Here is a 12,422-nt window from a genome sequence, read left to right as displayed (position 1 = left end):
AAGGCGTTTAACAAAAACTTGAAGTTAGTTTAATCATTTTTTATATATAAAACCGATTTATAGGCACTTGGAAATACTATAGAATAGCGTTTTAACTCATCTTCATCTCCATAACCACAACTTAAAGCTAAGGGGGTAATATTTGCTGCCATTGCTGCTTGGATATCTAAGATCGTATCGCCTATCATATAGGCATTTTCTTTAGTTTTTTGCATTTTTTCTAAGGCTAAAAGTATGGGTTCTGCATGAGGCTTTGGATTTGTTACATCTTCAAGTGTTATTAAAGTTTTAAAGAATTTTTTCACTCCTAAATGCTCTAACAACAAGGGAGTAAATTTTCCACCCTTAGTTGTCACTATACCTAAGTCCGCAATTTCAAAAGCTAATTCTAAAGCTTCTTTTGCCTTAGGCAAAAGAGTAGTCTGCTCTAAATAAATCTGTGAATAAATTTCACGATAAGCTAGAACAAATTCTTGACTCAAATGCGCTTTTTCATGGTAAAGAATTTTAAACATATGCTCTAAAGGATGGCCTATAAGATTTTTAATCTCTTCGTTATTTTTTGGAGTTAATCCAAGGATTTTAAAAGCTCCTTGGAAAGAATTTAAGATGGCATCAGTAGAATCAATCAAAGTGCCATCTAAGTCAAATAAAATAGTCTTTTTCATTAATTTAAAATAAATTTAGCCTCTACTCTTCTATTATCTGCTCTACCCTCTTTAGTGTCATTGCTTGAGCGTGGCTTATCTTGACCATAACCAACTGTCTGGATACGACTTTTATCTACACCGAATTTTTCAAGCTCTTTTGCAACGCTGTTAGCGCGTCTTTCTGAAAGTTTTTGATTGTATGATCTAGAACCTATATTATCAGTATGACCCTCTAAAATAGTATCATATCTTACATTTTCATCTAAAATTTGAGCAATTTCTTTGATTTGTTCTTCAAAGGCTGGGTTGATATTTACTTTATCAAAATCAAAATGTCCCTCTAAATAAATTGTTTTTTCGCAACCATTCTCATCCAACAAAGCACCCTCTCTTGGTTCTTCAGGACATTTTGATTGTGAGACTACAGGAGCTGGAGCAGGGGTTACAACTTGAGGTTTATTAACTACTTCTTTTGTTTGCTCCACTACAACTTTTTCTTGCTTAGCGCCAAAACCAAAACTAATGCCCAAAGTTGAAACCCAACTATGATCTGCATCATGGAAAGAAATTTGATCTCTTGTTTCAAGTCTTAAAGCTAAAGAATCACTAAGGCGAAATTTTAAACCTGCTCCATAATGGCCAAATCCTCCACTTTTATTATCAAAAGCGCCTTTAGAAAAATCCTCATATCCCCCACCAGCTAAACCATAAAAATAAAATTTCTCACCTAAATCAATGCCTTTAATAGCACTCAAATAAGTTCTAGTAATATCGGTGGTAAGAGTAGAATTTGCATATTTTACATCCGAGTAATGTTCTAAACCTAGTTCTAATTGATCAAGCCAAAAATCATCAAAATGATACCCTAGTCTAATCCCTGGTGCATAGCGATTATCCATATCTAAATTACCTTCAAAATAATTGTAATTCAAAGTAGGAGTGATTTCAAATTTTACATTGTTATCTGCACCAAATAAAACGCTTGACAACCCTAAACATAGCAATAACTTTCTCATCAAAAGCCTTTCATAGATAAATTCACTTAAGTAGTACGAAGTTCAATTATATCATAAAATATAAAAAAAATAAATAGTAAATAGAGATAAAATATAAAAAGCGGGAAAATCCCGCCAAAGATTAACGTTTAGAGAATTGTGGGCTTCTTCTTGCTTTGCGGCGTCCATATTTTTTACGCTCAACAGTTCTGCTATCTCTAGTAAGAAGTCCTTTAGGTTTCAATAAAGCTCTAAAATCAGCATCCATAGCCGCTAAAGCTCTTGAAATTCCGTGTCTTAAAGCTTCTGCTTGAGCACTATAACCACCACCTAAAGTCGTTGCTTTGATATCCATTGAAGTTTCTTGCTTAGTTACAAGTAAAGGCTGAACTACTTTAAGCTTGATCGCTTCATGTCCACCAAGCCAAGTATTTAAATCGATACCATTAACGCTGATTTTACCGCTACCTGGTTTTACCCATACTTTTGCTATAGCAGTTTTTCTTTTACCTGTTGCATATGTTGTTGCCATGATTATTTTCCTTCTTTAGCAATTTGCGCAGTGTGTGGGTGCTCACTACCCGCATAAATTTTTAATTTTTTAAGCATCGCTCTACCCAAATTTGTTTTAGGAAGCATACCTCTAACTGCTAATTTATATAATTTTGCAGGATTTTTTTCAAGTAAATCTCCGAATTTTTCGCTTTTTACGCTTCCAAAATATCCTGAATGTCTGTGATAAAGCTTATCTTCTGCTTTATTTGCACCTGTAAATACAGCTTTTGAAGCATTGATGATAATCACATAATCACCACAATCAACATTAGGAGTAAAGCAAGGTTTGTTTTTACCTCTTAAAATTGTTGCTACTTCAGTTAAAAGACGACCAAAGCGTTTGCCTTCTGCGTCTAAAACAATCCATTCTCGTTTAACTTCGTTTGGCTTTGTTATCTTTGTCATAATTTTTACCTTTGCCAAAAATTTTTTAAAAATGAGATTATAATTATTTTTACTTAAATAATACTTAATTTAAGAATATTTAAAGTTTAGTAGCCTTTTTATTTTTATCTCGCTAGCACAGATAAAATATTACATTTTAAGTATATCCTTGTTAAAATTACTTTTTATTATATTAAAAATAAGGTTTTATTTTGTTTTCTTTAAAATTTAAAATTCAAGAGTATCTTCAATGTAAAAATTGTCTTAAGATAAACCCTGAAGAAGATGCTAAATTTTGTATATTTTGTGGAAAAGAATTAAATCATCCCGCAAGACAAAGGCTTGATTATATTTACAGTAAAAATCCCGCTATCATAGTAGCGCTTTTGGCAAAAGTTGCAAAAGCAGATGATAAAATCATCACAAAAGATTTATCCAAATTTATATCTTCTTTGCTCGATAAGATAGAGATGTTTTATTCTAAAGAATACAGTGGATTTAGAAATACTTATGCAAGTATTTTTGAGTATGAAAAAAATCAAGGCAGAAGTATCCATGAACTTTGCACTGGTGCAAGATTTTACGAGAAAGAAATCGATTTTCTCATATGTTTACTGCTTGATTTGATATATTATGATGCAAAAATGAGCGCAAATGAAAATGCTCTTATGGAAAATATCATCGTAGGACTTGGATTAAACCTTATAAAATTTAGAGAAGTAAAGCTAAAATATGAACAAATTTATAATTTTACCCATGAAAAAGCACAGCAAGAACAACCAAAAGAAGACAAATTTACAATCACTCTCGAACAAGCTTATGAAATTTTAAATTCTCATCCTAAGGATGATTTTGAAACTATCAAGAAAAATTATAGAAAATTAGCCAAAGAGTACCACTATGACAATCTCCACTCCAAAGAACTTCCACCTGAACTTTTAAAAATAGCTCAAGAGATGATGAAAAAGATCAATTTAGCCTATGAAATCATCAAAGAAACAAGGGGTGCATAATGCTTATTTGTAATCATTGCAATACAAAAAATTTAGATGTAGCTAAATTCTGCAAAGAGTGTGGAAATAGTGATTTATACGATCCGCAAGCAGAAGAAAAACTAGAACAAGAAAGAAGAAAACAAGAAGAATTAAGAAGACTAGAAGAAGAGAAAAGAAAAATAGCTCAAGAAGAAAGAGAAAAAAGTCTCAAACAAAGAAAAGAATTTATCTCAAAACATAAAAGCAAAATCATAATTAGCATGGTGAGTTTCTTTTTGATAGCTTCGCTAAGCATATATCAGTATTTTTATGGTGGAAAATACAGCAGAGTTTATATAAACAAACTTGAGGGAAAATGCCACTACGATGATGCAAGTAGCTGTAAAATGCTCCAAACTATCTATAAAGAAAAATGCGATGATGGAGATGGTAAAGCTTGTTTTGCTGGTATCTTTGTAAGCGGTGATTTAATAAGGGTAAAAATCGATGGACAGTGGAGCTTCTTAGATAAAAACGGGGAAATTATAGCAAAGCCTGAATTTGATGATATTTGGGGCTTCAGTGAGGGATTGGCAAAAGTTGAGTTAAATGGAAAATACGGTTTTATAGATAGAAGTGGAAAATTTGCAATCGAGCCTAAATTTGATAGTGGTGAGTATTTTAGTGAAGGGTTAGCAGGAGTTAAGTTAAATGGAAGATGGGGTTTTATAGATAGAAGTGGGAAATTCGTAATCAAGCCTAAATTTGATAGTATTTGGGATTTTAGCGAAGGATTGGCAAAAGTTGAGTTAAATAGAAAATACGGTTTTATGGATAAAAATGGGAAAATTGTAATCGAGCCTAAATTTGATGGTGTTGGGAATTTTAGCGAAGGATTAGCAGCAGTAGGGTTAAATGGCAAATGGGGCTTTATAGATAAAAATGGAGAATTTGCAATCAAACCTAAATTTGATGATATTTGGGATTTTAGAGAAGGATTAGCAAGTGTTGGGTTAAATGGAAAAATTGGTTTAATAGATAAAAGTGGGAAATTCGTAATCAAGCCTAAATTTGATAGTATTTGGAGCTTTAGAGAAGGATTAGCAAAAGTAGGGTTAAATGGAAAATACGGTTTAATAGATAAAAGTGGAAAAATTGTAATCGAGCCTAAATTTGATGATATACGCTATTAAATCTCTATTATCTCCACCTTATCTTCTAAAACATAAACTAAAAAAGCTTGAGTTGATTTCTTAGCCAAAATCTTCTCTATAGCTTCTTTATAAAGCAAAACCTGCTCTTTATGCTTGTTGAAATTCAAACCCGTTTTATAGTCTATAATGATAGCTTCATCCTCGCCTAAAGCAAGCAAATCAAGCTGTTTAATCTCACCTTGAAAACTCAAAGCTTGCTCTTTGAGCAATTTTTTATTTTCGATGAGTTTTTGAAATTGGGCATTAGCAAGTAAATTTTTTATCCTTTTAAAAAGCCTTTCAAAATCATCGTGATTTAAAAAATGTCTAAATTTACCACTCACCTTCTGACAAAGAATGTCAAAATTTTCTCCTTGTGGAAGCTTTAAATTCTGCATAAAAAAGTGAAAAGCATTTCCAAAATAAATTTCATCCGAGCTTGTATTTTCTTTTCTTTCTATATCCTGCAAAGGAATTTTTTCAAATTCCATTAAGGCTTGAAAGCTTTCTTTTTGAGGCAAGTGGGTGTCATTGGTTTGAATTTCTATCTCGCCTAATTCTTGAATTTCAATATCAAGCATAGTGTTTAAATAACTTGGATAATTTCCACTTTGAAACGAGGCATTTCTTTTGATGATGATAAGATTGTCTTTTGCCCTTGTAAAAGCAACATAAAGCTTATTGATATCATCTTCGTAATCTGCTTTTGTGATTTTATCTATAAAAGCTTTATATTCGCTCTCTTGAGTCGCTTTTCGGTAGCTATCTTTTATGTGAAGCTCCCAACCTTGATCGATATCGTACTCAAGCATTATGGTTTTATTGTTGGGATTGTTTTTTGAAAGACTATCAAGTAAAATCACATGATCAAATTCCAAGCCCTTGGATTTGTGCACAGTCATGATATTTATACCTCTATTTTGCTCACTCATAATTTTTAAAGTGCAAGGCTCAAACAAAAGCTTTAAAAAATCATCCTTGCTTTTAGCGTATTCTACAAACTGAATCAAAGCCATATCATTAAGATCAAGTTTTAATTCTTTGATCAAATAAAGCACATTTTGCACAGCACTTTTTGCCAAATCAAGCTTTAATTTCAAAGGCTCAAAGCCTAACATTTCTTTCAAAAAATGCAAGTAAAACTTATCGCCAAAAATACAATATTTAGCGTATTCTAAAAGTACTCTTACGCAGGCTTTATTTTCGAGTAAAATATTACTTTGAGTAAAGGCTGGGATATCTTGCTCGTGTAAAAAATCCAAAATCATATCCGCATCGTTATTTTTCCAACACAAAATGCAAATATCATCATAAATGATATTTTTACTTTTTAAAAATTTAAGCTGCTCTAGCAAAGCTTCTAGGGTTTTATCTTGAATTTCTTTAGCTTGATCTTTATCCACCTTTGTTTCTTGCGACTCGATCACACGCACAAAGCCACCTTTTTTGCTTTCTAAAGAAAGTTGAGGGGTGTAGTCTTTAATCTTGCTTTGAAAGGTTTTATTGACAAAATCAACCAAAATTTGTTTAGAGCGGTAATTGATCGTGAGTTGATCTTTTTGAATTTGTTTAAATTCAGTTTGCAACAAATCAAAAAGTTCTTTTTTACCCTTTCTAAAACGATAGATACTTTGTTTTTTATCGCCCACATAAAAAAAGGTTCTATTTTTCTTCACGCCCTCGCCCGAAACAAGCTCGGCGATCAAAGGTCTTAAAATTTGATACTGCACCACGCTAGTATCTTGAAATTCATCGATTAATAAATGAGAAATATAGCCATCCAAGCGAAAATAAATCATATCTTTAAAATCACTTCTGATAAGATCTAGCACCCTTCGGCTAATATCGCTAAAGCTTAAAGTATTTTTATCTTTTTGGATGATATCTTTAGCCTTGCTAAAATGGCTTAAAAGATTCATTAAATTTGCGATCTTATATTCTTCAAGCTCTTTAGCATAAGCATCTAAAGCTTTGATGAATGCTTTTCTTTTTTGGCTGAATTTAGCATCGCTATCTTCTAATTCTTGCAAGTATTTTGGAGCACCTGTTAAATTCAAAAGATCTGACTTTGCAAATTGGCTTAATTGAAGCACTTCATCTTTAAAATGCGTGCATAAATATTTATATCCTTTGACATGATCTAAGCTTAAACAATAAACCCTTAAATCATCATAGGCTTGATTGATAGAAGCTTTTGAAGGATTAGGAATCCTTACGCATTCTTTAAAATACGCATTTTCATAGAAATTCTCAAGCTCTTCAAAAAAATCATGATTATCTTCTAAACTCACCTTATAATAAGCTAAATCTTTTAATTCTTGGCGGTTGAGTAATTTTAAAAAAACAGCCCTAACATCGAGCTTTTCTTCACTTGTATCAAAATCACTACTTAATCCCAAATTTAAAGCAAAGGCTCTTAAAATTCGACTAAAAAAAGAATCAAATGTGCTTATCTTAAGCTCTTGTCTTAAAAACTCTTGTTTTTTCTTATCTCTTAAAAATATCAGCTCGTCTTCTTCGCACCCTAAAAGCTCACAAAGCTCTTTACACTCGCTTTTTTTACTTTCTTTTTCCAAATTTAAAAAAGTTTCGATAATCCTTTTTTTCATTTCGTTGCTTGCTTTTTTGGTAAAAGTTAGAGCTAAAATTTCATTTATTTTTGTTCCTTGTAAAATAAGAGCCACAAAACGCACACTTAAGGCAAAAGTTTTACCGCTTCCTGCGCTTGCTTCTAAGGCTAAAAAAGGCTTAAATTTCATCTAAAATCCTTTTTGTAGATGATTTTATAAGGGCAATACTCATCTTTATCGTTTTCAAATTCAATCTCTTCTTCTCTTTGCTCAAGCAAATCTTTTAGACATTCTTTAAGCTCATCCAAGCTTTTGGCCTTTTCTTCAACAAATTGCATTTGATTTAAATCATAAAATTTTGCTTCCGCATTTTCATCGCATAAAGCCTTATAAAAAGCTAGCTGAAAGGATTTTTCAGGGACTTTTCCACTTTTATAATCAATGATAAAATGTTTATCCTCAAGCTTATCAATACGATCAACAATACCCTTAAGCCTGATCGTATGATTTTGGATATTTAAAGCTTTATGATGCTCCTCTTCTTGCTCAATCACCTTATAACCTAATTTAAAATGCTCTTTTTCATTTTCGGCAAATTGTATAAATTTTAATTTAAAAATTTCAAGCTCAAGTTCGCTAATGCTGTATTTTGGATATTCTTGCTCTAACAAATCATTGAAAATTTTTAGGTTAAAATTATTTTTAGAATAATTCTTATAATAAAGCTCGAGCATTTTATGGATAAAATTTCCTTGATTTTTAGCCTTGCTTTCATCGCTTAAGGCTCTAGCTTCAGGTAATTCTAAAATATAGCGATAAAAATAAGTTCTTTTTTGATATAAAAATAAATTCAAACGACTAAACGATAATTCTTTTTCGAAAATATCGTGTTTTAAAACAGGTACTTTTATAGGATTTAAATTTAACTCTACGCCTTGATAGTCGAGTTTTAAAGCATTTAAATAGGCTTTAGAAGGTGTGGTTTTTTCTTCAAAAAAATTAAAATCAAGCTCATCTAAAAAACGCGATCGAGTTTGCTCTTCATTCTCCACAAAACTAATGCTAAGTTTTTTAGCATTTTTCATCAAATTTTCATAATAAAGTCTTTGTAAATTCTCTCTTCTTTCATAGCTTATAAGCCCTGCTTTTTTACGCACTTCATTGTTTAAAAACAACTCATTAATACTTCTTTTAGGAACAAAATCTTCATTAAAATCAAGTATGACAACACCATCAAAACTAAGTCCCCTGCTTTCTAAAAGTCCCATAACAGTGACTTTTCCACCACCCACATAACTTAGCTTTATTTGATCTAATTGCATGAAAAAAAGTTGCATGAGTTCTTTAAGCTTTAAGGATTTGTTTTTGAGCAAGTCCTTTATAAAACAAAGCTCTTTTTGCACCAAATTCATAAGCTCTTGACTTTCATCTTTTAAAAAACTGTGGATTAAATTTTCAAAATACTGCAAATCACAAATTTGATCAAAGCGAGTTCTAAAATCTTCAAATTGAAGTTCTAAATAATGCAACAAAGTATTATGATAATCAAAAATCATTTTTTCTTGTTCGAAATAATTCTCATCTATCTTATAGATAAAAGCGTCTGAATTTGCTCCATTATATAAGGCTTTGATCTTTTGATAAAACAAACTTTCTTTAATGCTTACTCCACTAGCAAAATTTAACATATTGTTTTTATCAAAAAGTTTTAAAAGATCACAAAAACTTTCATCAGGAGTGATAACAGCTATCTTTTCAGGATCTATTCCTGCTCGGACAAAATTAGAAATTTCATCCATAACAAAAGCACATTGTAAAGACCTAAGCTCAAAAGCCTTTAGCTTGACTAAAGTGTTAGGATTTGAAAGTTTTTCTTGTTTTAAAATCTTTTTTTGTGAAAGATTGACTTCATAAAACATATCAAGTTCCAAGTGTATATCTTTTAAAAAGTCAAGTTCTAGTAGGTATTCAAGATTAAATTTGCTTGTTTTAAAGCTTATGATTGTGCTTTTGATTTTAGAAATCTCACACAACAAATCCTCTTCAAATTTGCTTAAAAAACCTTGTAAATCATAATATATACTTTCGTATTCGTTTAAAAAATCTAAATTAAGTTTATATTCTTGAGCTAAGGATAAATCATCGTATAAATTGTGTTGCTTAAGCAAAAGAAGATAATTTGTATAAACCTCGTCTAAAATTTCTAAATGCTCATTATAAGTTGCGTAATAGTCATTGTTTTTAAGATCTTGTATACTTTTTTTTTCTAAACTTAATTCTTTAAAAAAAGAAAAAAGGTATTCGTTATTTTTCAAAAAAGCAAAAAATTCAGCTGAAATACCTAGTTTTTTTTCTAAATCTTTACTTTTTAAACAAGCTTCTTGCATTAAAAGCAAGCTCTCATAAGAGCTTGCTTTAAAAGAATTTACCACGCATACTCGATCTAAAAAATCTGATACAAGAAAAGCAGAATCAAGTAAAGCGTTTTTGGCCTTTGCTTTTTCTTGATATTCTTTAATCTTTCTTGAGGAACTAAATATTCTTAGTATCATTGAACATTTAATTCATAGCTAAAAAAGCCTGTTATTTCATCATCTGTGCTAAGTTTGATTTTGAGTTGCCATCTACCTTTTTCAAGCTGAGACAAGGATACACTTAAAACTCCATCTTGAATTTGCCCTAAAAGTTTTTGATCAAATTCTCTTGTGTGAGGTCTTGTAAGTAAAATTTCACTCTTTAAATTTTGTATATTTGCTTGATCGTTTAAGGCTGTTATTTTAAATTGCGCTAGATAAGAATCTGCACTGATTGTATAACTTGCAATCTTTCTTTTACCAATCAAATCAATCTTATCATTTTGAAATTCAACCTTAAACAAGGCATCAAATTGCTCTTGTTGTTTTTGGATAATATTATAATTATTTTCAACATTTTGGTAAGAGTCAAAATAAAAATCATCCTCATATACAGGATAATTGCTTGCCACTATAATAGTTGCCACACAAGCAACCACAATAGCAAAAATCGAAATTAAAATTCCATAAGGCCAAAAGGTTTTTTTACTTTCAAGCATTTTTCTTCCTTTTCATTCTTCTTTGAGCGTAGTATAACAACGCAAAGCAAATAAAGCCATAGATTAAAATTCTTAAAATATTGATAGTATCGCGGTTTGCATTGCCTATAGAGTGTTGCAATTCAATCCCTCTAGCTTGTGCTAAACGATCAACCATATCTCCATAGCCATTTAAAATAGCCGCATTATAAATATCGCCTTTATTGGTCGCTAAAATAGGCAAAATAGATCCTGTTCCTGGATAAGGACTAAGCACAGCTTCTTTATCGATTAAAGTTAAAGCTCCTTTAGAACCTATGATATCGACTTTATGAGAATTTTTAGATAAAACAAGCAAAACATAAGATTGTGGGAGTTGCTTATGTAAGTCTAATAAAGTTTGAAAATCGCTCTTATCGCCAATTGCTACGCCGGCAAAAATTCCGCTTTTTTCTTGAAGTTCTTTACCGATAAGATTAATCTCATCAACAACTTTTTGGTTAAGTACATTTTCATTAAAAACTACAGGCTCAAGGGCAAGAATTTGCACAGGTATAAAAAATAAAAAGATGGCTAATAAGCCATCCTGTAGTATTTTTCTCATCCTATATGAAGATGGTTTGCAGTTAAAACCGACCATGCAGTAATCGCAGCAGTCACAACTAAGCCAATAACAATCAAATATTCTAAAACTTTACTCATTGCGCTGTCCCTCCTATGCTTTTATGATCTTGTTCTTTTGAACCAAGCATTTTAACATTTTGGATATCTTTAAGGCTGTAGGGCTGTTGCATTACTTCTTGTTGAACTTTAAGACCCCAAATGGTTAAACCTACTAAAATTGCAAGCAATAAAACGGTAGCAATCAGCATACCCGTAACACCTGAAAGAGAAAATACGCATCTATTAGTGTTTTCCATTATTCACCCCTTGAAAGAGAAATTACATACTCACCAACAGCTTCTTTTTGAGTATCATTCAATATAGAAAATGCTGGCATAGCTCCAATAAAGCCTGTTTTACCACTATGTAAAACATCTACAACAAATGCTGCTGAGCCGTATTTTGTAAGATCAGGGAAAATTCCATCTTGACCTTTTCCATCTTCACCATGGCAAGCTGCACAAGTTGCATAAGCCTCTTTTCCTTTAGCAACCAAATTTTCATTAGAAGTTTTCTTGATAGCAGAAAGCTCTTTTGCTACATAAGCAGCAATCGCAGGAATATCTTCTTCAGCAATTCCCAAATCCGCAGCAGCAGGCATTTCTCCACCTGGGAAATTCATACCTTTTGCACCATGTTTAATCGCATCGATTAAACCCTCTTCGCTACCCCAAATATTTAAATTTTGAGCTTTTCCATTGATACCATCACCAGTAATTCCATGACAAGCAGAGCATTGAACCAAAAAGATATTTTGTCCCATAGCTACCTTATCTTCAGTAGATAAGTTTTGGAATTTTTCTTCAAATTTAGTATTGTAAGCCTTAACTTCTTCGTTGTACTCACCTATACTTGAGTAAGAATTTAAAGGATATCCCCATAAAAAATACCAAACTGCCCATACTATGGTAAGAAAGAATATAACAGCCCAGCCTATTGGAATCGCATTTTTATATTCTCCTATGCCATCCCAGCTATGCTCACTTAATTCTGCCTCACCTTTTTTCTCTTTCATATATTTAAACATTCTACCAACGACTACAAGAGTAATCAATATAATAAGAATCGCTCCAATGAAAGATAATAAATTAACATTATCTTGCAAATTTAACCATTGCATCAAGCACTCCTTTTACTTTCTAAAACACTATCATCGATATCATCGCTCAAAGCGAGATTTGCATATTTTTCATAATTTCTCTCGCCTTTTTTTTCTGCCCTATAAAGATGATACCAATAAGAATACAATACTATTGATAAAAACATTACAAATAGAAAAAATCCATAACCTTGAAAAATTTCCCATTCATGTTTTTGCACTGCTGATAAATTCAAAGTGACCAAATTTTTAATCACATTCCAAATAATCACTAAATGTTCCATATT

General features: G+C 31.5%; 13 protein-coding genes and 2 pseudogenes. 3 read left to right on the top strand and 12 right to left on the bottom strand.

All coding sequences use genetic code 11. The annotated features are described in order from the left end of the window. Positions 1-29: 29 nt before the first annotated feature. From FOC43_RS00245 to rplM, 4 genes are all read right to left on the bottom strand, one after another. The gene (locus FOC43_RS00245) at positions 30-668 is read right to left on the bottom strand and encodes an HAD family hydrolase (protein WP_002784063.1); all 639 of its coding nucleotides are present in this window, start codon (positions 666-668) and stop codon (positions 30-32) included. Then, on the bottom strand, positions 668-1,666 hold the full coding sequence (gene cadF, locus FOC43_RS00240) for a fibronectin-binding outer membrane protein CadF (RefSeq protein ID WP_004284323.1): 999 nt from the start codon (positions 1,664-1,666) through the stop codon (positions 668-670). Before cadF ends, FOC43_RS00245 begins: the two co-directional genes overlap by 1 nt. Positions 1,667-1,787: 121 nt before the next feature. After that, positions 1,788-2,177: a 30S ribosomal protein S9 gene (gene rpsI, locus FOC43_RS00235; RefSeq protein ID WP_002779320.1), complete on the bottom strand. Its 390-nt coding sequence runs from the start codon at positions 2,175-2,177 to the stop codon at positions 1,788-1,790. Positions 2,178-2,179: 2 nt separating this feature from the next. Beyond that, the gene (rplM, locus tag FOC43_RS00230) at positions 2,180-2,605 is read right to left on the bottom strand and encodes a 50S ribosomal protein L13 (protein WP_002779321.1); all 426 of its coding nucleotides are present in this window, start codon (positions 2,603-2,605) and stop codon (positions 2,180-2,182) included. A gap of 191 nt (positions 2,606-2,796) precedes the next feature. On the opposite strand from rplM, the gene FOC43_RS00225 reads away from it, so the two are divergent. The 3 genes and pseudogenes from FOC43_RS00225 to FOC43_RS09100 all read left to right on the top strand — a co-directional run. Continuing rightward, positions 2,797-3,597, top strand: a complete 801-nt coding sequence (locus tag FOC43_RS00225; protein WP_002803298.1) for a DnaJ domain-containing protein — start codon at positions 2,797-2,799, stop codon at positions 3,595-3,597. Beyond that, positions 3,597-4,370: pseudogene (locus tag FOC43_RS00220) on the top strand (WG repeat-containing protein); the annotation flags it as partial. The gene FOC43_RS00225 and the pseudogene FOC43_RS00220, both read left to right, overlap by 1 nt. Positions 4,371-4,391: 21 nt before the next feature. Next, positions 4,392-4,751: pseudogene (locus FOC43_RS09100) on the top strand (WG repeat-containing protein); the annotation flags it as partial. Here FOC43_RS09100 and FOC43_RS00215 read toward each other — a convergent pair. Genes FOC43_RS00215 through FOC43_RS00180 form a run of 8 tightly spaced genes read right to left on the bottom strand, consistent with a single transcriptional unit; the run spans position 4,748 to position 12,419 of the window. Beyond that, the gene (locus FOC43_RS00215) at positions 4,748-7,510 is read right to left on the bottom strand and encodes a RecB-like helicase (RefSeq protein WP_004284338.1); all 2,763 of its coding nucleotides are present in this window, start codon (positions 7,508-7,510) and stop codon (positions 4,748-4,750) included. The pseudogene FOC43_RS09100 and the gene FOC43_RS00215 overlap by 4 nt on opposite strands. Further along, on the bottom strand, positions 7,507-9,873 hold the full coding sequence (locus FOC43_RS00210; RefSeq protein ID WP_002799025.1) for a PD-(D/E)XK nuclease family protein: 2,367 nt from the start codon (positions 9,871-9,873) through the stop codon (positions 7,507-7,509). The genes FOC43_RS00215 and FOC43_RS00210 overlap by 4 nt, the downstream gene beginning before the upstream one ends. Beyond that, on the bottom strand, positions 9,870-10,394 hold the full coding sequence (locus FOC43_RS00205) for a FixH family protein (protein ID WP_002784073.1): 525 nt from the start codon (positions 10,392-10,394) through the stop codon (positions 9,870-9,872). The genes FOC43_RS00210 and FOC43_RS00205 overlap by 4 nt, the downstream gene beginning before the upstream one ends. After that, positions 10,387-10,977, bottom strand: a complete 591-nt coding sequence (locus tag FOC43_RS00200; protein ID WP_002781181.1) for an amidohydrolase family protein — start codon at positions 10,975-10,977, stop codon at positions 10,387-10,389. Before FOC43_RS00200 ends, FOC43_RS00205 begins: the two co-directional genes overlap by 8 nt. Further along, positions 10,974-11,075, bottom strand: coding sequence for a hypothetical protein (locus FOC43_RS00195; protein ID WP_002779328.1), 102 nt, complete (start codon positions 11,073-11,075; stop codon positions 10,974-10,976). Before FOC43_RS00195 ends, FOC43_RS00200 begins: the two co-directional genes overlap by 4 nt. Beyond that, positions 11,072-11,296 (bottom strand): DUF4006 family protein, encoded by a 225-nt coding sequence (locus FOC43_RS00190; RefSeq protein ID WP_072214037.1) that lies wholly within the window; start codon positions 11,294-11,296, stop codon positions 11,072-11,074. Before FOC43_RS00190 ends, FOC43_RS00195 begins: the two co-directional genes overlap by 4 nt. Continuing rightward, entirely contained in the window at positions 11,293-12,156 is an 864-nt protein-coding gene (locus FOC43_RS00185; protein ID WP_002779330.1) for a c-type cytochrome, read from the bottom strand. Before FOC43_RS00185 ends, FOC43_RS00190 begins: the two co-directional genes overlap by 4 nt. Next, on the bottom strand, positions 12,156-12,419 hold the full coding sequence (locus tag FOC43_RS00180; protein WP_002779331.1) for a cytochrome c oxidase, cbb3-type, CcoQ subunit: 264 nt from the start codon (positions 12,417-12,419) through the stop codon (positions 12,156-12,158). Before FOC43_RS00180 ends, FOC43_RS00185 begins: the two co-directional genes overlap by 1 nt. Positions 12,420-12,422 lie beyond the last annotated feature (3 nt).

The organism is Campylobacter coli, from assembly GCF_009730395.1.
Lineage (GTDB): Bacteria > Campylobacterota > Campylobacteria > Campylobacterales > Campylobacteraceae > Campylobacter_D > Campylobacter_D coli.
The sequence above is the reverse complement of the archived record's forward strand: the minus strand, read 5'-3'. Positions and strand labels throughout refer to the sequence as shown.

What these genes read in the sequence shown, in the direction of transcription:
- FOC43_RS00245 (WP_002784063.1), bottom strand. Translation starts at nt 668, where the DNA reads ATGAAAAAGACTATTTTATTTGACTTAGATGGCACTTTGATTGATTCT.
- cadF (WP_004284323.1), bottom strand. Translation starts at nt 1,666, where the DNA reads ATGAGAAAGTTATTGCTATGTTTAGGGTTGTCAAGCGTTTTATTTGGT.
- rpsI (WP_002779320.1), bottom strand. Translation starts at nt 2,177, where the DNA reads ATGGCAACAACATATGCAACAGGTAAAAGAAAAACTGCTATAGCAAAA.
- rplM (WP_002779321.1), bottom strand. Translation starts at nt 2,605, where the DNA reads ATGACAAAGATAACAAAGCCAAACGAAGTTAAACGAGAATGGATTGTT.
- FOC43_RS00215 (WP_004284338.1), bottom strand. Translation starts at nt 7,510, where the DNA reads ATGAAATTTAAGCCTTTTTTAGCCTTAGAAGCAAGCGCAGGAAGCGGT.
- FOC43_RS00210 (WP_002799025.1), bottom strand. Translation starts at nt 9,873, where the DNA reads ATGATACTAAGAATATTTAGTTCCTCAAGAAAGATTAAAGAATATCAA.
- FOC43_RS00205 (WP_002784073.1), bottom strand. Translation starts at nt 10,394, where the DNA reads ATGCTTGAAAGTAAAAAAACCTTTTGGCCTTATGGAATTTTAATTTCG.
- FOC43_RS00200 (WP_002781181.1), bottom strand. Translation starts at nt 10,977, where the DNA reads ATGAGAAAAATACTACAGGATGGCTTATTAGCCATCTTTTTATTTTTT.
- FOC43_RS00195 (WP_002779328.1), bottom strand. Translation starts at nt 11,075, where the DNA reads ATGAGTAAAGTTTTAGAATATTTGATTGTTATTGGCTTAGTTGTGACT.
- FOC43_RS00185 (WP_002779330.1), bottom strand. Translation starts at nt 12,156, where the DNA reads ATGCAATGGTTAAATTTGCAAGATAATGTTAATTTATTATCTTTCATT.
- FOC43_RS00180 (WP_002779331.1), bottom strand. Translation starts at nt 12,419, where the DNA reads ATGGAACATTTAGTGATTATTTGGAATGTGATTAAAAATTTGGTCACT.